At 46.8% G+C, this 20,568-nt stretch carries 30 protein-coding genes; 2 read left to right on the top strand and 28 right to left on the bottom strand.

Going from position 1 to position 20,568, the window contains the following annotated elements; all coding sequences use genetic code 11:
* Nucleotides 1-82 precede the first annotated feature (82 nt).
* The gene (gene pdaB / locus WDY75_RS03615; protein WP_006212881.1) at nucleotides 83-886 is read left to right on the top strand and encodes a polysaccharide deacetylase family sporulation protein PdaB; all 804 of its coding nucleotides are present in this window, start codon (nucleotides 83-85) and stop codon (nucleotides 884-886) included.
* A gap of 60 nt (nucleotides 887-946) precedes the next feature.
* On the opposite strand, the gene WDY75_RS03610 is transcribed toward pdaB, so the two are convergent.
* A complete protein-coding gene (locus WDY75_RS03610; protein WP_063477856.1) occupies nucleotides 947-1,540 on the bottom strand; it encodes a KinB-signaling pathway activation protein in 594 nt (197 codons plus the stop codon).
* A 160-nt stretch (nucleotides 1,541-1,700) separates the two neighbouring features.
* Here WDY75_RS03610 and gerD point away from each other — a divergent pair, with 160 nt between their 5' ends.
* Nucleotides 1,701-2,411: a spore germination lipoprotein GerD gene (gene gerD, locus WDY75_RS03605; RefSeq protein WP_063477857.1), complete on the top strand. Its 711-nt coding sequence runs from the start codon at nucleotides 1,701-1,703 to the stop codon at nucleotides 2,409-2,411.
* A gap of 65 nt (nucleotides 2,412-2,476) precedes the next feature.
* Here the strand turns inward: gerD and WDY75_RS03600 are convergent, their stop codons facing one another.
* From WDY75_RS03600 to rplE, 27 genes are all read right to left on the bottom strand, one after another.
* A complete protein-coding gene (locus WDY75_RS03600; protein ID WP_036638440.1) occupies nucleotides 2,477-3,583 on the bottom strand; it encodes an Mrp/NBP35 family ATP-binding protein in 1,107 nt (368 codons plus the stop codon).
* A 62-nt stretch (nucleotides 3,584-3,645) separates the two neighbouring features.
* Complete coding sequence (cwlD, locus tag WDY75_RS03595) at nucleotides 3,646-4,419, bottom strand: N-acetylmuramoyl-L-alanine amidase CwlD (RefSeq protein WP_006212886.1); 774 nt, start codon at nucleotides 4,417-4,419, stop codon at nucleotides 3,646-3,648.
* A 71-nt stretch (nucleotides 4,420-4,490) separates the two neighbouring features.
* Entirely contained in the window at nucleotides 4,491-5,660 is a 1,170-nt protein-coding gene (gene sat, locus WDY75_RS03590; protein ID WP_006212887.1) for a sulfate adenylyltransferase, read from the bottom strand.
* A 51-nt stretch (nucleotides 5,661-5,711) separates the two neighbouring features.
* Nucleotides 5,712-6,404 (bottom strand): phosphoadenylyl-sulfate reductase, encoded by a 693-nt coding sequence (locus WDY75_RS03585; protein ID WP_063477858.1) that lies wholly within the window; start codon nucleotides 6,402-6,404, stop codon nucleotides 5,712-5,714.
* 189 nt (nucleotides 6,405-6,593) lie between these two features.
* Nucleotides 6,594-8,243: an MDR family MFS transporter gene (locus tag WDY75_RS03580; protein WP_006212889.1), complete on the bottom strand. Its 1,650-nt coding sequence runs from the start codon at nucleotides 8,241-8,243 to the stop codon at nucleotides 6,594-6,596.
* 9 nt (nucleotides 8,244-8,252) lie between these two features.
* Entirely contained in the window at nucleotides 8,253-8,696 is a 444-nt protein-coding gene (locus WDY75_RS03575) for a MarR family winged helix-turn-helix transcriptional regulator (RefSeq protein ID WP_006212890.1), read from the bottom strand.
* Nucleotides 8,697-9,010: 314 nt separating this feature from the next.
* Nucleotides 9,011-9,403, bottom strand: a complete 393-nt coding sequence (gene rpsI / locus WDY75_RS03570; protein ID WP_006212891.1) for a 30S ribosomal protein S9 — start codon at nucleotides 9,401-9,403, stop codon at nucleotides 9,011-9,013.
* 20 nt (nucleotides 9,404-9,423) lie between these two features.
* Nucleotides 9,424-9,861, bottom strand: a complete 438-nt coding sequence (gene rplM, locus WDY75_RS03565) for a 50S ribosomal protein L13 (protein ID WP_006212892.1) — start codon at nucleotides 9,859-9,861, stop codon at nucleotides 9,424-9,426.
* A gap of 231 nt (nucleotides 9,862-10,092) precedes the next feature.
* On the bottom strand, nucleotides 10,093-10,893 hold the full coding sequence (gene truA, locus WDY75_RS03560) for a tRNA pseudouridine(38-40) synthase TruA (RefSeq protein ID WP_036638433.1): 801 nt from the start codon (nucleotides 10,891-10,893) through the stop codon (nucleotides 10,093-10,095).
* Between the two features lie 346 nt (nucleotides 10,894-11,239).
* A complete protein-coding gene (gene rplQ, locus WDY75_RS03555; protein ID WP_006212894.1) occupies nucleotides 11,240-11,605 on the bottom strand; it encodes a 50S ribosomal protein L17 in 366 nt (121 codons plus the stop codon).
* 39 nt (nucleotides 11,606-11,644) lie between these two features.
* Nucleotides 11,645-12,589 (bottom strand): DNA-directed RNA polymerase subunit alpha, encoded by a 945-nt coding sequence (locus tag WDY75_RS03550; protein ID WP_006212895.1) that lies wholly within the window; start codon nucleotides 12,587-12,589, stop codon nucleotides 11,645-11,647.
* A 134-nt stretch (nucleotides 12,590-12,723) separates the two neighbouring features.
* Nucleotides 12,724-13,119 (bottom strand): 30S ribosomal protein S11, encoded by a 396-nt coding sequence (rpsK, locus tag WDY75_RS03545; protein ID WP_006212896.1) that lies wholly within the window; start codon nucleotides 13,117-13,119, stop codon nucleotides 12,724-12,726.
* Nucleotides 13,120-13,138: 19 nt separating this feature from the next.
* On the bottom strand, nucleotides 13,139-13,507 hold the full coding sequence (rpsM, locus tag WDY75_RS03540) for a 30S ribosomal protein S13 (RefSeq protein ID WP_006212897.1): 369 nt from the start codon (nucleotides 13,505-13,507) through the stop codon (nucleotides 13,139-13,141).
* Nucleotides 13,508-13,527: 20 nt separating this feature from the next.
* Nucleotides 13,528-13,641 (bottom strand): 50S ribosomal protein L36, encoded by a 114-nt coding sequence (gene rpmJ, locus WDY75_RS03535; RefSeq protein ID WP_003333770.1) that lies wholly within the window; start codon nucleotides 13,639-13,641, stop codon nucleotides 13,528-13,530.
* Nucleotides 13,642-13,772: 131 nt separating this feature from the next.
* Nucleotides 13,773-13,988 carry a translation initiation factor IF-1 gene (infA, locus tag WDY75_RS03530; protein ID WP_006212898.1) on the bottom strand — a complete coding sequence of 72 codons (216 nt, stop codon included), beginning with the start codon at nucleotides 13,986-13,988 and terminating at the stop codon, nucleotides 13,773-13,775.
* Between the two features lie 2 nt (nucleotides 13,989-13,990).
* Nucleotides 13,991-14,302, bottom strand: a complete 312-nt coding sequence (locus WDY75_RS03525) for a KOW domain-containing RNA-binding protein (protein ID WP_082834256.1) — start codon at nucleotides 14,300-14,302, stop codon at nucleotides 13,991-13,993.
* Nucleotides 14,303-14,306: 4 nt separating this feature from the next.
* Nucleotides 14,307-15,059, bottom strand: coding sequence for a type I methionyl aminopeptidase (gene map, locus WDY75_RS03520; protein ID WP_006212900.1), 753 nt, complete (start codon nucleotides 15,057-15,059; stop codon nucleotides 14,307-14,309).
* 5 nt (nucleotides 15,060-15,064) lie between these two features.
* Nucleotides 15,065-15,709, bottom strand: a complete 645-nt coding sequence (locus WDY75_RS03515) for an adenylate kinase (protein ID WP_006212901.1) — start codon at nucleotides 15,707-15,709, stop codon at nucleotides 15,065-15,067.
* Between the two features lie 88 nt (nucleotides 15,710-15,797).
* Entirely contained in the window at nucleotides 15,798-17,096 is a 1,299-nt protein-coding gene (gene secY, locus WDY75_RS03510) for a preprotein translocase subunit SecY (RefSeq protein WP_063477860.1), read from the bottom strand.
* Nucleotides 17,096-17,536, bottom strand: coding sequence for a 50S ribosomal protein L15 (gene rplO, locus WDY75_RS03505; RefSeq protein WP_006212903.1), 441 nt, complete (start codon nucleotides 17,534-17,536; stop codon nucleotides 17,096-17,098). Before rplO ends, secY begins: the two co-directional genes overlap by 1 nt.
* A gap of 45 nt (nucleotides 17,537-17,581) precedes the next feature.
* On the bottom strand, nucleotides 17,582-17,767 hold the full coding sequence (gene rpmD, locus WDY75_RS03500; RefSeq protein WP_006212904.1) for a 50S ribosomal protein L30: 186 nt from the start codon (nucleotides 17,765-17,767) through the stop codon (nucleotides 17,582-17,584).
* A gap of 12 nt (nucleotides 17,768-17,779) precedes the next feature.
* A complete protein-coding gene (rpsE, locus tag WDY75_RS03495; RefSeq protein WP_006212905.1) occupies nucleotides 17,780-18,277 on the bottom strand; it encodes a 30S ribosomal protein S5 in 498 nt (165 codons plus the stop codon).
* Between the two features lie 26 nt (nucleotides 18,278-18,303).
* Complete coding sequence (rplR, locus tag WDY75_RS03490) at nucleotides 18,304-18,672, bottom strand: 50S ribosomal protein L18 (RefSeq protein WP_006212906.1); 369 nt, start codon at nucleotides 18,670-18,672, stop codon at nucleotides 18,304-18,306.
* 112 nt (nucleotides 18,673-18,784) lie between these two features.
* Entirely contained in the window at nucleotides 18,785-19,327 is a 543-nt protein-coding gene (gene rplF / locus WDY75_RS03485; protein WP_006212907.1) for a 50S ribosomal protein L6, read from the bottom strand.
* 29 nt (nucleotides 19,328-19,356) lie between these two features.
* Nucleotides 19,357-19,755, bottom strand: a complete 399-nt coding sequence (rpsH, locus tag WDY75_RS03480; RefSeq protein ID WP_006212908.1) for a 30S ribosomal protein S8 — start codon at nucleotides 19,753-19,755, stop codon at nucleotides 19,357-19,359.
* A 33-nt stretch (nucleotides 19,756-19,788) separates the two neighbouring features.
* Nucleotides 19,789-19,974: a type Z 30S ribosomal protein S14 gene (locus WDY75_RS03475; protein WP_006037933.1), complete on the bottom strand. Its 186-nt coding sequence runs from the start codon at nucleotides 19,972-19,974 to the stop codon at nucleotides 19,789-19,791.
* 46 nt (nucleotides 19,975-20,020) lie between these two features.
* Nucleotides 20,021-20,563: a 50S ribosomal protein L5 gene (rplE, locus tag WDY75_RS03470; protein ID WP_006212909.1), complete on the bottom strand. Its 543-nt coding sequence runs from the start codon at nucleotides 20,561-20,563 to the stop codon at nucleotides 20,021-20,023.
* Nucleotides 20,564-20,568: the final 5 nt, after the last annotated feature.

The raw sequence follows: 20,568 nt of genomic DNA, 5'->3' as shown, positions 1-20,568 counted from the left end.
AAATTGGTATAACTCACAAGTACGAGCATATGTTGAAAGTAAACAAGCTATTGCACACTGAAGGGAGAGGGGCGCACGTATTATGAATTCTTTTTATGTATTCAACGGCAGGAAGATTAAGCGGTTTTTCTTCGTTCTTGCCGCGGCCGTCTTTGCAATCGGCGTTATCTATGTGGAGAGCGATAACATCTCGGTCTTCTCCGAGAACAACCCGTCAGCGATTTACAGCGTGTCTACGGACAAGAAACAAATTGCCTTAACCTTTGACATCAGTTGGGGTGAAAAACGCGCAGAACCCATTTTACAGGCCTTAAAAGACAATGGTGTTCAGAAAGCAACCTTCTTCCTGTCTGCACCATGGAGCAAAACACATCCCGATATTGTCAATACGATTAAGGAAAACGGATATGAAATCGGGAGTCACGGCTTCAAGCACGACAACTACAGCACCCTCACTGATGAGGAGATCCGCAAGCAGATTACCTCGGCACATACTATTTTAACCGCAATGACGGGACAAGAACCCAAATTAATACGAATGCCGAATGGAGATTTTGACAAGAGAGTTCTCAGCATCGCGCAAAGCCTGAACTATACGGTTATTCAATGGGATACGGATTCCAGAGACTGGAAGAACATCGGCGTAGATAAAATTGTGGAGCGCGTGACCTCCAAAGCACATCCGGGCGATATTGTGCTGATGCATGCCAGCGACTCCGTAAAGCAGACGCATGAGGCACTGCCTCTGATCATTAAAGAGCTCCGCAACCAGGGGTATGAGTTCGTTACAGTAACGGACTTGCTTCAACAAGGAAGCACCCAAGGCACGGAGGTTCGAGATCAGGCTTCATTGCAGAAGAGCATTGAAGATGCTGGCGGACTATAAGATTAATGCTTGGTATCCCCCTGTAACCTCATATTGATTAACAAAAAAAGAGCTATGGTATTAGCTCTTTTTTTCGTCTTGTGTAACTTTATGAAGCGTCAGAATCTGGTATGCATTACAGATCAGCAAGGGTACCACCATAAATATGGTCGCGTTGCTTACTCCGATCTGGAGTACCCCGATAATCTCAACAATGGAAATCGCCATCATAAAGAAGAGAGTTGGAATCCACGCATTAGCATTCGTGCTCTTCACTTTTAGATAAGCAACCATAACTGCGATAATCAGAATTGCGATTCCCAAAATCAAATCCTGCTGCAAGCTTGTTGAACCCCCGACGAAAGTACGGAAGAACATCAGCTCCAGCAATGCAAGAACAGCGAGCACAATCTGAATGTATTGCCAGGTCTTCCTGCGGAATATGCCTATCCCCATATAATTCAGAGTCAGGTATGCAAAAAAGCCCATCTGGGAATACACACTCACGAGCGCCCCAGAGCCCAACAAAATCAACGGGTATATTAATACATCGGCCCATCCTGTGAATTCGATCCCACCATTAAACAGCTGCAGTATCAGACCTACAATTAATGCAGCAACTGCTCCAACGAGCAGCGTTTTCAAAAATAATTTAGACCACTTTCGTAAGCTCAACTAACTTCCACCCCCACAGATCATTATTTTACCAACGTTCACAATAAAAAACCATTCTGAATCCGACATATTTCCGCAAAACCATCGCATACTATCCGTAGAACCGTAAGAAAACATGTATCGATGTACTTATACAGAAGACAAAAGGAGGACAACGGTAATGAAGTGGCCGTTATTTCGTTTATGTTTTATCGTCTTCGTTGCTGCCATGGTGCTTACCGCTTGTGGTGCAGAACAAAGCTCGTCCCCGCAGCTTGGATATAAAGAAATCAAATCCATGGTGGTCGACATTCTGAAAACTGACGAAGGAAAAAAGGCAGTCGAAGAGGCGCTTGGCAGTGGATCTGGAGGTACCTCCAGCAGTGGGTCGATGGGAATGCGGATGATTTCCGCTCAATCGGGTGAACAGATTCGTACGGCTGTTAAGGATACACTAGTGTCGGACGAGTATAAAAAAGAAATCGAAAAGATTATGACCGACCCTAAATTTGCCGGTGATTTTGCCAAAGCGATCAATTCCGAAAGCAAACAGCTCCATATGCAGCTGATTAAAGATCCAACGTATCAAAAGGCCATTCAGGATATGCTGAAATCGCCGGATGTCATGAAATCGTTTCTTGAACTGACCAATACGCCGGACTATCGCAAACAGTCCATGACCGTAATGCAGGAAGCCATGCAAAATCCGCTCTTCCGTATGGAGGTTCTGGAGCTGCTCAAGTCGGTGGTGAAGGAAGAGCTTCAGCCTAAGGTAGAGAAGAAGAAAGAGGGTGAAGGTCAAGCGCAGGGCGAGCAGGGCAGCGGTGGCGGTAGCGGTGAGAATGGCGGCGAAGGTGGAGAAGAGAGCGGTGAAAGCGGTGGCGGAGGTTAGACACATAGCTTCAAACAACAACAAGCTCCCTGTATGGGAGCTTGTTGTTTATATACATCAGTAATTTATTTGCGTTCGTTGTTGTCTTCAAGCTTGGACGTAATTCTTCTGGCTACTTCATCATAAATGACTGCACTCTCTGTTCCCGATTTATAAACGGATGGAGAGAAATCCGGCTCGGAAGGGTGATTGTCCGGTCCTCCTAACGGAAGCTGCGCGAGCAGTTCGGTATGAAGTGTCTCGGCCAGCTTTCCGCCGCCTCCACGGCCAAATACATAATCCTTCTCCCCACCGTGCGCACATACGTAGTATGACATATTCTCCACAACACCCAGTATTTCATGATCGGTCTGCAATGCCATTGCACCTGCTCTGGCTGCAACAAATGCGGCGGTTGCATGCGGAGTCGTTACGATAATCTCTTTACTCTGTGGAATCATCTGATGCACATCAAGAGCGACATCACCTGTGCCTGGAGGGAGATCCAGCAGCATGTAATCCAGTTCGCCCCACGCGACATCACTGAAGAACTGACGAAGCATTTTGCCAAGCATCGGTCCACGCCAAATCACAGGACTGTTCTCGCGGATGAAGAAACCCATCGACATGACTTTGACACCAAAACGCTCAACCGGAATAATCACGCCGTCTTCGGTCACGGTTGGACCCTCTTCAATCCCCATCATGTCTGGAACGCTGAACCCATAAATATCAGCATCAATCAATCCTACCTTCTTGCCTTGACGAGCCAAGGCAGCAGCCAAATTCACAGTAACGGTGGATTTGCCTACCCCGCCTTTACCGCTGGCTACCGCAATAAAATGGATCCCTGACTGCTCGCTCAGGAGAGTGTTATCCTCCATGCCGGCAGCATGTCCCTTCGTCAACTTGTCCTCATTGCTTGGCTCTTTAGCACGCGCAGGTCCACCTGCATTACTGTCAAGAGGGCGCATTCGGATATGAATATCTTCCGCCCCCATGGCTTCAAGGATTTCTCGGATCTGCGCTTCCAGGGAAGCGCGTACATCTTCGCTGCTGTAAATCACAGATAACCGCACCGTGCTTTCCTTTACAACAATATCACGAATACGCTGGAGCTCCATCAAGCTCTTCCCAGTTTCGGGATCACGTAAAGGCTGGAGTATCTCCTGTACCGTTTCTCTAGTCAGCATATAAGCACCTCTGCTTTATGTAATGGAATAGACAATGTTTCAATATCGCGTCTATTATACCATTACTCTGCAGCTTGTGACGACTCGCTGATGGAATCGCCGGAGGAATAACGCAAAATTCCTTTGTAGACGGAAGCTGCGACCATTCTCTGATATTTCTCATCCCTGAGCAGTTCGGATTCCTGTGGATGGGACAAGAAACCTACCTCCACCAGCGCAGACGGCATGCGCAGAGCTTGCAGCAAAAATATTTTATCGTCCGTTTTTGCCAGACGCTGCGTGTTCTCCAGATTGTTCCTGATCTCATCCTGGATTAATTCAGCCAGCTTTTTGCTGTCCCCATTATTCGGAGGAAAAAACGTCTGTGCCCCTCTCCAGCGATTAGACGGAATGCTGTTCAGATGCATGCTGATAAACATATCCGCCTTGCTGTCTTCAATCTTCCGCACACGCTGCTTGAGATCCTCTGTTTTCCGTTTGGAATACCCCTTCGTGCTTTCTGCAGCGAGGTCGTAGTCTCCTTCTCTTGTCAGGATGACAAGAGCTCCGGCTTGCTGCAAGTAATCACGTAAATAGAGGGTAATGGCCAGGTTCACATCCTTCTCGATGACACCCTGCCGGCTTACCGCCCCACCATCAGGCCCACCATGTCCTGCATCGAGTGCGATGACTTTGCCGGAAAGCGGCAAACTCCAGGTATTGGACGTTTTGGCAGTTGGGATTTCGTACGTCACCACGATAATGAGCAGTGCCAGCAGCGCAATCCCTATTATGGTTTGCTTGATTCTCTTCAACGATATCCACACCGTAACCTTGTCCGATCTCCGCCTGGACATAACAAAACCACCTCGTCCCATGAGTTGTTCTACTCCATCATATGGGACAAGGTGGCTATTTATACCTTCTGTTATACCGTGATCTGTTCTTTCATACCCTCTATCAGCACTTGAGCAACTTCCGGACGTGTGAATTCCGGCGGCGGACAGAGACCTTCCCGGAGCAAACCACGCACCTTGGTTCCGGACAAGGTCAGATGGTTCTCTTTTGGATGCGGGCATGTTTTGCTTGAGGCCATGTTTCCACAGGTTGTGCAGAAGAAGCTGTGTTCGAAGAAAAGAGGTGTAATATCAAGCTCTTCCGCCGTGAAGTTTCTGAAAATTTCCTGCGCTTCATAGGTACCGTAATAATCGCCAACCCCCGCGTGATCCCGGCCGACGATAAAGTGGGTACATCCATAGTTTTTCCGAACGATCGCATGAAAAATAGCTTCTCTAGGCCCTGCGTAACGCATCGCAGCCGGGAATACACCCAAAAAGGTACGATCCTCAGGATAGTAATTCTCCAGCAATGTCAGATAACTCTTCATTCGTACATTAGCAGGGACATCATCTGATTTGGTTTCCCCCACAAGCGGGTTTAAAAAAAGTGCATCCACAATTTCCATTGCACTCTTCTGGATGTACTCATGTGCACGATGAACCGGGTTACGTGTTTGAAAACCTACCACCGTATTCCAGCCCTTGGCTCTGAATTGTTCACGGGTTTCTGCCGGATCAAAATAAAACTCCCCAAACCTTGCCGGCTGCGGGCGGTTCAAAACTTGAATGGGGCCTCCTACGTAGATTGCAGATCGTTCAAAAAGTTTCTTTACACCAGGGTGCTCCGGATCGTCTGTCTTAAATACTTGAACAGCCTCGACTTGCTGATCTACCTGATAGATGCTCTCTACATCGATAACGCCGTAGATCACACCGTCCTCTTCTCCTACCAGCGCAGCTTTCTCGCCTACAACGAGGCTAGCCGCTGTATCCTCATCAACAGCCAGTGTGACTGGAATGCTCCACACCGTGCCATTAGATAAACGCATCGTGGATATGACTGACTTATAGTCCAACTCGTTAAGAAACCCTTGCAATGGCGAAAATGCCCCGACTCCAATGAGATCCAGGTCCGATATGCTCCAGGCGTTAACAGATATCTTAGACAAAGTATCTGCCTGCTTCAATATAACGTCACGCTCTTCTCCGTGGGCTACCCGCTGTACCAGCGTACCGCCATGAGGGAGTATGGCTGTCATGAATGATTCCTCCTCTGTTGCTATGAATGAATTAACATCATTAATGGATTCTTATTTATGAAGTCCGCATTCCGTCTTCTCATGTCCTGACCAGCGTCCTGCACGCGGATCTTCCCCAGGAGAGACCTGCCGTGTGCAATACTCACAGCCAATGCTCGGATAATTCTGATCATGAAGCGGATTGTAGATAATATCGTTAGCACGGATATAATTCCACACGTCTTCACTTGTCCAAGCTGCAATGGGATTGAATTTGACCAAACCAAACTTCGTATCGTATTCGATCTTCTTCGAATTGGCACGAGTCGGAGCTTGATCCCTACGGATTCCTGTAATCCACGCTTCATACTGGGACAGAATCCGAGTGAGCGGCTCTACCTTACGAATGTTACAGCACTCGTTCGGGCTAACCCTCCACAGTTCTTCCCCAAACTGAGCTGCCTGTTCTTCCGGCGTAATGAGAGGAGATACCTTTACAAACTCCAAGCTGTAGTGCTCTGCCATCCGGTCCCGAGTTTCATAGGTCTCCTTAAAATGAAAATCGGTATCCAGATAGAAAATATCTGTTGATGGGCTGATCTTCTGAATCATATCCACCAATACCACATCTTCTGCTCCAAAGCTGCAAGCGAACGTTATATTGGGAAATGTCTTGATCGCAAATGCTATGACTTCCTCAGCCGTTGCATGCTCAAGCTCTTCTGCCTGCACTCTGATTAAATCTTCTTTCTCCAGCAAATTCATGATTATGCCTCCCCCGTTATTAATCCCGATAATCCTACTGAAATAATATGAATTAAATACAGTATAAAACAATCCTAATAAATGTCAACCATCAAATCGACACCTTTAAAAACGAAAAAACCTTTCCTGCACTAGCAGGAAAGGTCTTCATGTTACCCCAATTCCCAAACATTTTGACAAATAGCAAACTTAGTCTACTGCCACGGTTGCCTCTGCAGCTTTGGCGGCAACAGGACTGGAACCTTTTCCATCCGTGTCCTCGGATTTTGGAGCAGGTGCCTGATTTGTCGTTCGCAGCGGAATTTCCTTCAAGAAGAAGACAAGCAGCAGTGCTACTGCCAGAACTACCGTACCTGTCAGGAACACCATGGACAATGTATTCCCAAGCGCATCACGGATCGTGTCGATCATTTGCACGAATAAAGGCTGTACATCAGCAGGAAGATTTGCCTGTGTCTGCTCGATGAGCGGCTTATTCATCAGTGTCTGCGGATTGGCGAAGGACAGCAACTGCTGCGCTAGCTGCGGATCCACAGAGCTAAAATCCGGCGCATTAGCCGATTGAAGTGATTCCTTCAGGTTCTTCGTCAGATTATTCGACATAACTGTACCCATAACCGCGATACCAATTGTACCTCCAAGATTACGGAACAATTGAGACGAAGCCGTTGCCACGCCAAGCTCCTGGTGAGATACCGCATTCTGAGTTGCTAAAGAGAAGACCGGCATGCCCAGACCCAAACCGATACCGAAAATCACGGTACTGATCACAGTAAGCCAGATATTGTCCATAAACACCATAATGCCCATGCCCACCATCATAATTGGAACTCCAATAAGTGCATAGCGTTTATACTTACCGCTCTTAGCGATAAGCTGGCCTGCTATCGCACTCATACCCATCATGAAAATCGACATAGGTATGGTTACATAACCCGCATATGTTGGTGAGATACCAAGTACGCCTTGAACATAGAAGGATATATAAATCATGGCACCCATCAAACCAAAGTTCATAAAGAATCCAATCAGATTGGATACCGTAACTACGCTGTTCTTAAACAAACTGAGCGGCAGAATCGGCTCTTTGGCTTTCATCTCGATAAAAATAAAGATGAGGGCCGATACAACCGAGCCTGCTATAAGACCGATAATTTCCGGTGACCCCCAAGGGTACTCCGTGCCCGCCCAAGAGAAAGCAAGCAGCAAGGGAACGATGGAAGTTGTAAGAAACAAGGAGCCCAGATAGTCAACGGACTGTCCTGTCTTGCGCTCAACCTTCGGAAATAACGACCAGATCATGATAAAGGCTACCACGCCCAGCGGCAGGAAGATCCAGAATAACCAACGCCACTCAATGTTATCTACCAGGTATCCGCCAAGAGTTGGTCCAAGGACACTGGAGAAGCCGAATACGGCTGTCATGAGTCCCATCCACTTACCACGTTCTCGAGGTGGGAATAAGTCACCGACAGACATAAATGCTGTCGATTGGATTATACCGGCACCAATACCCTGAATACCGCGGTATATGATGAATTGGTACACATCTGTTGATGTACCCGTTAGAAAGGCCCCCAACATAAAAAATAATATACCTATTAAGATGAACGGTTTACGTCCAAACATATCAGACAGCTTGCCAACCAGTATGGTTGCTATGGTTGATGTCAGCAAATAAATGTTGATGGTCCATGTATAATAATCCATGCCATCGAGAATAGCGATAATTCGCGGCATTGCCGTGCTTGTTATCGTCTGGTTAATGGCCGCGAAGAACATTGCGGCCATAATGGCTACCATAATTGAAACTTTACGTTTAAGCGTTAAATGCTCCATGCTCCACCTCTACCCATTTTGATTATCTATGTTTGACAACATCAAGGAAAAAATCCGATTTAGATGCTCTATGTCTTCTTCAGAGAGATTGTCAAAGAACCCCTGAATCACTTCTTTTTGATCTCTTTTCACACTTCTAATGATCTCAAGCCCGGACTCCATGATCGTGATATTCACGACTCTGCGGTCATCCTCAGCACGCTCTTTCTGCAGATATCCTTCTGCGACCAATTTATCCGTCAGCCCCGTAATTGCCGGTGGGGTCAAGGACAAGGCCTCTGCAAGATCAGATACCTTTTGCGGCCCCCGCAATTTTAAAACATACAACACTTGAAATTGTGGGTATGTGACATTGTACTTTCCGGCACCTGATTTCTTCCATTCCTGCGATATGTTCTTTAGCAGGGCACGAAACATAGATGATACTTTGAAAATCTGTTCACTTTTATCCAACAATATCCCCCTTACCACATTCAAAATCATTTAACCAATTAATGATTAAATATTAATTATTTAAGTACTTAATTAATTTGCATTTATTAATATATCTCTATTTACATATCAAGTCAAGTGGTGATCGATGTCATTTTCAGCGGGATGGAGGTGCAATCGGTTCCTATATCCTCAGGTTGTGCACATCATGTGCACAACCTGCTTTATTTAATGTGATATCACATGTTTCACCTGCGGTTATGTGCATATCATTGTGGACAAACATAAAAAAGCTCTTGACCATAATTGGCCAAGAGCTTGGTAGATCGAGAATATTAACGTTTCGAGAACTGAGGTGCGCGACGAGCTGCTTTAAGACCGTATTTTTTACGTTCTTTCATACGTGGGTCGCGAGTCAGGAATCCAGCTCTTTTCAGAGAAGGACGGAATTCAGGATCTGCTTTCAGAAGAGCACGGGAGATACCGTGACGGATTGCTCCAGCTTGACCGGAGATGCCGCCACCGTGTGCGATGACAAGCACGTCATATTTGCCCAGTGTTTCTGTCAGATTCAAAGGTTGTTTAACGATCAGTTTGAGTGTTTCCAAACCGAAGTACTCATTAATATCACGTTTATTGATGACAATTCGTCCTTCACCCGGTACGAGGCGTACACGTGCTACCGAATGTTTACGACGACCTGTCCCATAGTATTGTACTTGTGCCATGAAACTGTCCTCCTTTTTAATTAACCGCGAAGTTCGTAAGCTTCTGGTTTTTGTGCTTCATGTGGATGCGCTGCGCCTGCATATGCTTTCAGTCTCAGCTTCATTTTTTCGCCCATGCGAGTTTTAGGAAGCATGCCGTGAACCGCACTTTCGATTACACGCTCTGGGTATTTAGCAATCAGGTCTTGAGCAACAGTTACTTTCAATCCACCTGGGTGCAGGGAGTGACGATAGTATTTCTTGTTCTCCATCTTTTTGCCAGTGAGGTGGATCTTCTCGGAATTGATAACAACCACGAAATCCCCTGTGTCAACATGTGGAGTGAATTGAGGCTTATGTTTGCCGCGGATCAAAGCCGCAACTTCACTTGCTAAACGGCCAAGCGTCTTGCCTTCGGCATCAACGATGTACCATTTGCGCTCAACTTCATTTGGCTTCGCCATATAGGTGGTACGCATGTATAGTTCCTCCTTGTATTCGTCCGAAAATCATCATTAATTTTCATCATTTATCTTCGTTCATGTGTAAAGCATTGTCATGGTGTTGCAGTCTTGCAATCGGCATTTTCTTAACCGGGGCTGTGGGAGAGCCGTTAAGAAAACACAACTTATATAATACAGGATTACGCCCACTTACGCAAGTGTTTTTTAGGTTTACTACCTGAAACCTTGCGCATTACCGCCAGAACATCAGAATTCCTGAAGCGGATTCTCATTCCCGGTGATATCGTATTCCACTTCCCACAACATCAGGCCCTTGCCCATGGCTGTAGGCCCGGCTGCTGCCCGGTTCTTGGCCTCCAGTATGATCTTCATATCATCCGGATGACGCTTGCCTTCCCCGACCTCAATCAGCGTGCCCATGATAATTCGAACCATATGCTGCAGAAACCCATTCCCGGATAAGTACGTATGAATGACCCCCTGATCTCTAGTGCCGGGGCGGCACATCGAGGTATCCCTCTCAAACCAGGCATCAAATATAGTTCGTACATGGGACGATTTCGTCGACTTCCGCGACGCAAACGTTGTATAGTCATACGTTCCGATCAGATGACGAAGTCCCTGCTCCATCGCTGGGATATCTAGTTGTCCATAATGATGGATCTGATAGCGGCGATTGAATAAGTCCGGATGCTGATTCGCATTGATCGTATAGCGGTAGGTTTTGCGTTTGGCTGCATGGCGGGAATGAAATTCCAGAGGTACCTCCATCGCATCCGAAACTACGATATCTTCCGGCAACCAGGTGTTTAATGCCATACACCAACGCTCCAAGGGAATTGGAGAAGCTGTGTAGAAATTGAATACTTGGGCGCGTGCATGCACCCCAGCATCCGTCCGGCCAGAAGCAGTAATCTTGAGCTGTTCTCCGGACAAGCGATGAATTGCTTCCTCCAAATAATCCTGAATCGTGTGGCCACCGGGCTGGGTCTGAAAGCCGTTATAATCGGTACCGTCGTAACTGACCCTCATCAGAAGATTACGCATTGCTGGCCTCCTGAGTGCTTTTTAGCTCAGTATTTCCAAGGCTCGTTCTACTGAGGCGTTTTGACGCCTTCACTTATTCGGAGCTATTGGGATACCAGCCTAAAGCCAATACACATTATCAAAAAAAGAGCCCCATAGGAGCTCCTTTTCATCATGTTAAGCCGAACCCTTCGAGTCAGCCACATGACTAGAAGGTCCCCGTTATTACTGCCCATGGAGTAGTCGAGACGAGTCGAACTAGATGATCGACTATATCTCGCACCACTTCCCGTTCATGGCTCTAAGAATAAACCTCTACAGAGCCGGGCATACATAACTACAGTCACTTCAATGGAACAAAGCTAAATTACGCGCGATCCACCAGTTCCAAGAAAACCATTGGAGCTGCGTCACCACGACGAGGACCCAGCTTCAGGATACGAGTGTATCCGCCTGGACGCTCGGAGTAACGTGGAGCGATTTCGGAGAACAATTTTTGAATTGCATCTTGTTCGCCATCTACTGTTTCACGACGCACGAATGCAGCTACTTGACGACGAGCGTGCAGATCACCTTTTTTTGCTTTTGTGATCAGTTTCTCAGCGATCGAACGAACTTCTTTCGCTTTGGCTTCTGTCGTTTGAATGCGTTCATATAAGAAAAGGTCGGTTACCAGGTCACGGAACAACGCTTTACGCGCACTGGAATCGCGGCCCAACTTTTGGTATGCCATGTGTTTTTCCCTCCTTTGCTAAGCTAAGCCGAATCTATGCTATTCTTCCGTACGAAGTCCCAGGCCCAACTCTTCAAGCTTCTCTTGAACTTCCTCCAAGGATTTGCGTCCGAGGTTCCGGACTTTCATCATATCCTCTTCGGTTTTCGTAGTCAGCTCTTGTACCGTATTAATGCCGGCACGTTTCAAGCAGTTGTAGGAACGAACGGAAAGATCCAGCTCTTCGATCGTCATTTCAAGCACTTTTTCTTTCTTGTCTTCTTCTTTCTCAACCATGATCTCTGCATCCTTGGCTTCGTCGGTCAGACCCACGAAGAGGAACAGATGCTCGGTCAAGATTTTCGCGCCGAGACTAACGGCTTCTTCTGGGCGAATGCTGCCATCCGTCCAAATTTCAAGCGTCAGTTTGTCGTAGTTAGTTACTTGACCAACACGCGTATTTTCCACGCCGTAGTTCACACGGCTAATCGGAGTGTAGATCGAATCGACGGGAATGACGCCGATAGGCTGGTCATCGCGTTTGTTCCGATCCGCCTGGACATAGCCACGACCGCGACTGGCAAAAATACGCATATGAAGTCTTGCACCAGGGCCGAGCGTTGCAATATGAAGATCTGGATTCAGAATCTCCACATCACTATCCGCACGGATATCACCAGCAGTAACAACCCCTTCACCTTCCGCATCAATCTCGAACACTTTCTCTTCATCGGAATGAATTTTCAGAGACAAAGCTTTCAGGTTCAGGATGACTTCGGTCACGTCTTCCATGACACCCGGAATCGTGGAAAATTCATGAAGTACGCCATCGATTTGAATCGATGTAACTGCAGCGCCCGGGAGTGAGGACAGCAGGATGCGGCGAAGCGAGTTCCCCAGCGTCGTGCCGTATCCTCTCTCTAGAGGCTCAACAACGAATTTCCCATAGGTTCCTTCTTCATTGACATCAACGGTCTCAATTTTCGGCTTTTCGATTTCAATCACGCAAGTACCCCTCCTTCAAACGTCGCTCCTATATGAAACTGTCATCTTATCCAGTAATCCATGTAGTAGTATGCCTAAACAACCATTATTAGCAGATTGCAACGGATTTATACCACATTAACAGGATGACTTCATTATACGCGACGACGTTTTGGTGGGCGGCATCCGTTATGTGGAATTGGTGTAACGTCTTTGATCAGGTTTACTTCGAGACCTGCTGCTTGCAGAGAACGAATTGCTGCTTCACGACCAGCACCAGGACCTTTAACCATTACTTCCACCGCTTTCATACCGTGTTCCATAGCCGCTTTGGCAGCTGATTCAGCAGCCATTTGCGCAGCGAACGGGGTCGACTTACGGGAACCTTTAAATCCAAGGCCGCCGGAGCTTGCCCAAGAAATCGCGTTTCCGTGAGGATCCGTAATCGTTACGATTGTATTGTTGAATGTGGAGCGAATATGAGCCACGCCACTTTCAATATTTTTGCGGTCACGACGTTTAGTACGTACGACTTTTTTTGGTTTAGCCATTGTCTATTATCCCCCTTTCTTATTTCTTCTTGTTCGCTACGGTACGACGAGGACCTTTACGTGTACGAGCATTCGTTTTAGTACGTTGACCACGAACAGGCAATCCACGACGGTGACGAATACCGCGGTAGCAGCCGATCTCCGTGAGACGTTTAATATTCAAGGAAATTTCACGACGCAGGTCACCTTCAACCTTAACCATACCGTCGATCGTTTCGCGCAATTTGCTGACTTCATCTTCTGTCAAATCACGGACACGAGTGTCCGCATTGATTCCAGTTTCTTTCAATACTTTCTGGGAAGTCGTTTTACCGATTCCGAAAATGTAAGTCAAGGCGATCTCAACGCGTTTGTCACGTGGCAAATCCACACCAGCTATACGAGCCATTTTACGCTACACCCCCTTCTTTAACCTTGTTTTTGTTTGTGTTTCGGATTTTCACAGATAACCATTACGTTCCCTTTGCGGCGAATGACTTTGCATTTTTCGCAAATAGGCTTTACAGAAGGTCTTACCTTCATGCTAATTACCTCCTCGTAGTTTTACGTTGTAAAACCAGCTTCGAAACTAAAGTAGTTTGTAACCGCTGCTGAGTTTTACGTCAGTAAAACCGCTTCGCAGCTTTCCTTGATTCCCCAGGGGAACCTTGAATCTATTTACGGTACGTGATACGACCTTTGGTTAAATCATACGGCGAGAGTTGAACAACCACTTTGTCTCCTGTAAGGATACGGATAAAGTGCATCCGCAGCTTCCCGGATACATGAGCGAGAATCTGATGACCATTCTCCAGCTCGACTTTAAAGGTAGCATTCGGCAACGGCTCAATAACCGTCCCTTCGACTTCAATGACATCTTCTTTAGCCACAGTTAGTCTCCTTTCTGATTTGCCTTGGATTTATCGGATACAAACCGGCTCAGTGCAAAACGCAGCTTACCGTTTGTAACCCGACCGCTTTCTTGCAAACTGTTTACCACTTCACTGCTGATGATGGATTGGGGCTCCAGATGAAGAACATTCTTCTTCTTCGCTCCGTCAAACTTGCGTTTGTCTCCATCCGCGATCCACACGAACCTGCTGTCCTCAATTGAGACGATAACGGCATACTGACCGGCATCTCTGCCTTTCAGTATCTTAACGATCTGTCCGGTCTGAAACGTGATTTCGTTATTCAAGTCCATCACCCTATTCCGGCAGCTTCGTCAAAATTTCCATGCCATCCGGAGTGACTGCCACCGTGTGCTCGAAGTGGGCACATAGCGAGCCGTCTACCGTTACAACCGTCCAGTTGTCTTCCAGCGTCTTCACATTCCGTTTACCCGCGTTGACCATCGGCTCAATCGCGAGCACCATGCCCGGTTTGAGTCTTGGACCGCGGTCAGGTATGCCATAGTTCGGAATTTGCGGATCCTCATGCAGATCGGTACCCACACCATGACCAACGTATTCCCGGACAACAGAGAAACCTGCATCCTCGATATGACGCTGTATGGCATGAGAAATCGTAAACAAGCGGACATCAGGTTTGATTAGCGCAAGTCCAGCATAGAGCGATCCTTCCGTTACGTCCAGCAGACGCTGGGCTTCTTCGGAAATCTCTCCTACAGCGTAGGTCCATGCCGAGTCACCGTGGTAACCCTGGTACTGCGCACCGATATCAAACGTAACGATATCGCCCTCGATTAATTTGCGTTTGCCTGGAAATCCATGCACCAATTCTTCGTTGACTGATGCGCAAATGCTGGAAGGAAATCCGTTGTAGCCTTTAAAAGATGGCACAGCGCCTTGGCTTCGAATGAACTTGTCGGCCATTAGGTCCAGTTCCCCGGTTGTAATGCCCGGTTCAACATGAGCGGCAAGGAGTTTGTGGCATTCCGCCACGATCCTTCCTGCTTCTCTCATCAAGCTCAGTTCCGTTTCGGATTTACAAATGATCATTATGCTTAACCTCTCAGTATAGACGCAATTTGTGCGGAAACCGCGTCGATTTCCTGATCACCGTCGATTTGACGCAAAAGACCTTTGTTCTCATAAAACGTGAGGAGTGGTGCTGTTTTGTTGATATATTCGTCTAAACGAATGCCGACGCTCTCTTCGTTATCATCGGAGCGTTGGTACAATTCGCCGCCGCATTTATCACAAATGCCTTCCTGTTTAGGAGGATTAAAGATCACATGATAAGTCGAACCGCAGTTTTTGCAAATCCGGCGACCAGTAAGGCGAGCCAGAAGCTTTTCACGATCAACTTTCAGATTGATGACGTGATTGAGACCTGTATTCAAGCGGGCGAGAATGTCATCCAGCGCTTCCGCTTGCGAAAGGGTTCTTGGAAAACCGTCCAATAAAAAACCTTTTTCGCAATCGGACTGCTGCAGACGTTCTTCCACAATACCGATCGTTACGTCATCCGGTACCAGCAGACCCTGATCCATGAATTCCTTCGCTTTAATCCCGATGGGAGTTCCTTGTTTAATCGCCAGACGAAATGCATCGCCTGTTGAGATATGAGGAATTCCGAATTCATTCACGATGTTTTCTGCTTGTGTTCCTTTTCCTGCCCCAGGAGGACCCATGAATAAGATGTTCACCTTACGTCACTCCCTCCCCTTGATTGACTAGCAAGAACAACACAATAGGCGCCGGGAAGCAGACTGACCACTCGCCGGAACCTATCGCCTATTTATTGATAAAACCTTTGTAATGACGTTTGATCAATTGGCTTTCGATCTGCTTCATCGTGTCCAGTGCAACACCAACAACGATGAGCAAGGCGGTTCCGCCAATTTGAACTGTACGAGGCAGTCCTGCAAGTGCCCCGATGAACACAGGGATTACAGAGATCACGGCCAGGAACAGAGCTCCTGCCATGGTCAGTCGGGTCATCACCCGTGTCAGATACTTCTCGGTTGCCTTACCAGGACGGATGCCCGGTACATAGCCGCCGTTCTTCTTCATGTTATCAGCCATTTGGTTCGGGTTCATCTGCACGAACGTGTAGAAGAACGTGAAACCAATGATCATGAGCACATACAGCACCATTCCAAGCGGACTGTCATAAGCCAGGTTCGCCGTAATCCATTTCGACCAACTCATATGTCCCCAGAAGCTGGCGAGAATGACCGGGAACTGCAGCAGTGACATCGCAAAGATTACCGGAATAACGCCTGCTCCGTTAATCTTGAGTGGAATATGTGTGTTCTGTCCACCGTACATTTTGTTTCCTACAACACGCTTGGCGTATTGAACCGGAATTTTACGGATACCTTGCTGAATGAATATAACACCGGTAATGATCAGAATCAAAATCAGAAGGATAATAAGACCTTTCAAAGTGTTCATGAACACTTGACCATCCTGAATGAAGTTCGATTCAATCGTTGTCCGAATGTGCATCGGAATACCAGCAGCGATACCAGCAAAGATAATGATCGAAATACCGTTACCGATTCCGCGTTCCGTTATCTGTTCACCGAGCCACATCAAGAATGATGTACCTGCGGTAAGCACGATCGCAATTACAACATAGTCGATAAACGTTGCTCCAGGAACCATTTCTGCGCCGTACATACGGTTAAATCCGACGGACATTGCGAAGGCCTGAATCAATCCCAATATTACCGTACCATAACGAGTAATTTGAGCCAACTGCTTCTTCCCGTGTTCCCCTTGTTTGTTCCATTCCGCAAACTTTGGAATGACGTCCATCGACAGCAACTGTACGATAATGGACGAAGTAATATATGGAAATATCGAAAGGGCGAAAATCGAAAACTGCGATAGCGCGCCCCCCGAGAACGTGTTAAGAAGACCAAACAACTCGTTACCTGCCTGATTCGTCTGTGTAAAGACATCTTTGTTAACACCGGGAACCGGAACAAAGGATCCAATACGGAAAATAATCAGAACGAACAAGGTGAATATAATCCGTTTGCGAAGCTCCTCGACACGCCATATATTTTTCAGGGTCTTAAACATTAGATCACCTCGGTTTTACCGCCGGCAGCCTCGATCTTCTCTACCGCAGATTGAGAAAACTTATTAGCTTTTACAGTCAAAGAAACGGTAACTTCACCGTTGCCAAGAATTTTGATTCCGCTCTTTGTATTGTTAACAATACCGCTCTCAACCAAAACTTCTGGAGTCACTTCAGTACCTGCTGCAAAGCTGTTAAGTTCTTCGATGTTCACAATCGCGTACTCTTTCCGAGTTGGGTTTACGAAACCGCGCTTCGGAAGACGACGATACAATGGGTTCTGTCCACCTTCGAAGCCTGGACGTACACCACCGCCGGAACGAGAGTTTTGTCCTTTGTGACCGCGACCCGACGTTTTACCCGTACCACTACTAGTACCGCGTCCAACGCGCTTGCGTTCTTTGCGGGATCCAGGTGCTGGGCTCAGCTCATGTAACTTCATCGTTCGTTGCACCTCCTTAATATGTCCGGGAAAAACAACCCGGGATTAACCTTCGATTTCTTTAACAGAAACCAGGTGATTTACTTTCTTGATCATTCCGCGAATTGCAGCGTTGTCGCTTTGAACAACGGAATGGTTGATTTTGCGAAGACCAAGTGTTTTCACGGTTGCACGCTGATCTTCTGGACGACCAATCACGCTGCGTACGAGGGTGATTTCAAGTTTAGCCATGAGATTCCCTCCTTAACCCAACAGCTCTTCGACGGATTTGCCGCGAAGCTTGGCAACATCTTCAGCACGCTTCAGGCGGGATAACCCTTCCAAAGTCGCATTGACCATGTTCATGGAGTTCGAAGAACCTAGAGATTTTGTCAAAATGTCGCCTACACCAGCCAGTTCGAGTACTGCACGAACAGGACCGCCAGCGATAACTCCAGTACCTTCAGATGCTGGCTTCAATAATACTCGGCCTGCTCCGAAGTGACCTGTTACGAGGTGAGGAATAGTGGTTCCAACAAGTGGAATGTGAATCAGGTTTTTCTTAGCATCTTCAATACCTTTGCGGATTGCATCCGGTACTTCGCCTGCTTTACCGATACCTGCTCCTACCCAACCTTTGCCATCACCGACAACTACCAGTGCACTAAAGCTAAAGCGACGTCCGCCTTTTACAACTTTAGCAACGCGGTTAATGTTTACTACTCTTTCAGTCAGTTCTAAAGTGTTAGGATCTACACGCAAGTCGTTTACCTCCTTTTGAAAATATCTTAGAATTCAAGGCCTGCCTCGCGAGCTGCCTCTGCAAGAGCTTGAATACGTCCATGGTACAAATATCCACCACGATCGAATACGATCGATTTATGACCTTTGTCTGCAGCACGTTTTGCAACGAGTTCGCCGACTTTACGAGCGGATTCAACGCTTCCGCCGTTCTTAATGTCGCCAGCCAATTCTTTATCAAGCGTAGAAGCTGATGCCAAAGTTACGCCAGCCACGTCGTCAATCAGTTGAGCATAGATGTGTTTCGAAGAACGGAACACGTTCAGACGTGGACGTTCAGCTGTGCCCTGGATTTTCTTACGGACACGCAGGTGTCTTTTCAAGCGAGCTTTGTTCTTGTCTTGTTTCGTAATCATGCTTCCATTTCCTCCCTTCAGTTTTGCCTTAAGAGCTTCACTTTTAGACGCATCGGGTAAGTATGGGAGAAGAGGCTAGTTATCCACCAGGCGAATCCCCGGTTAGCTAACCTTACTTCTTCTTACCAGCTTTACCTTCCTTACGGATAATGCGTTCACCTTCGTATTTAATCCCTTTACCTTTATAAGGCTCAGGCTCGCGTACGGAACGGATCTTAGCAGCGTAAGCACCTACGCGCTCTTTATCGATACCGCGAACAGTGATTTTTGTATTTACCGGTACATCAAATTCGATACCAGCTTCCGGTGTGATTTCAACTGGGTGGGAGTAGCCCACGTTCAGAACGATTTTATCTCCGGATTTGCTTGCACGGTATCCAACACCGACCAACTCAAGGTTTTTCGAGAATCCTTCAGTTACACCGTTGACCATGTTTGAGACAACGCTGCGGGTCGTGCCGTGAAGAGAGCGATGTGTTTTGTTGTCGGAAGGACGAACAACATTGATCTCGTTGTTTTCTACTGTAATTTGCATGTCTTTATGCAGTTCACGAGTCAAGGTTCCTTTAGGCCCCTTAACAGTAATTACAGTGTTATCCAGTGTGACTTCCACACCATTTGGAATAGCAATTGGTTTACGACCAATACGGGACATTCATTACACCTCCTATCTTGTGACGTTGATTACCATACGTAGCAGAGAACTTCTCCGCCAGCTTTGGATTGACGAGCTTCTTTGTCGGTCATAACTCCCTTAGACGTGGAGATGATCGCAATACCCAAACCACCAAGTACACGAGGTACTTCGTTGCTCTTCGTGTAAACGCGAAGACCTGGTTTGCTAATTCTTTTCAGACCTGTGATTACGCGTTCGTTGTTAGAACCATATTTCAGGAATACACGAATGATCCCTTGTTTATTGTCTTCTACAAACTCCGCATCACGGATGAAACCTTCACGCTTCAAAATGTCAGCGATTTGTTTCTTAATTGTCGAAGCAGGCATTTCTACTGTTTCGTGGCGAACCGTGTTCGCGTTACGAATACGAGTTAGCATATCTGCAATTGGATCGGACATAGTCATGTAGGATAAACCTCCTTCCCGTTTATAAACTTCTTACCAGCTTGCTTTTTTCACGCCAGGAATCTGGCCTTTATAAGCTAATTCACGGAAACAAATTCTGCAAACTTTAAACTTCTGCAGTACCGAATGTGGGCGACCACAACGTTCACAACGGGTATATGCCCGTACTTTGAATTTCGGTGTACGTTGTTGTTTAACTTTCATCGAAGTTTTTGCCACTTAGCCTGACACCTCCTAAATAGTTTCGGAGAAAAGGACAACCGTCTTATTTCGCGAAAGGCATGCCCAGTTGAGCAAGCAGTTCACGGGATTCTTCGTCGGTTTTAGCAGTCGTTACGATAACGATATCCATACCGCGAACTTTATCCACTTTGTCATACTCAATTTCAGGGAAAATGAGTTGCTCTTTCAGACCGAGCGTATAGTTACCGCGTCCGTCAAATGCTTTGGTGGACACGCCTTGAAAGTCACGTACACGTGGAAGTGTAACGTTGAACAGCTTGTCGAGGAAGTAGTACATACGCTCACCGCGCAGTGTTACTTTCACACCGATTGGCATGTTCTCACGGAGTTTGAATCCCGCGATGGATTTCTTCGCACGGGTGATAACCGGTTTTTGACCAGCAATCAGCTGCATGTCGTTTACAGCGGAATCAAGTACTTTCGAGTTGGATACTGCGTCACCAACACCCATGTTGACAACCACTTTCTCGATTTTTGGTACTTGCATTACTGTCTTATAGCTAAACTTCTGCATCAGAGCAGGAGTTACTTCGTTCAAAAAACGTTCTTTCATTCTTGCTGCCATGATTC

Source organism: Paenibacillus glucanolyticus, assembly GCF_037333485.1.
GTDB lineage: Bacteria > Bacillota > Bacilli > Paenibacillales > Paenibacillaceae > Paenibacillus_AQ > Paenibacillus_AQ glucanolyticus.
This window is presented reverse-complemented; position numbering and strand designations above follow the sequence as displayed.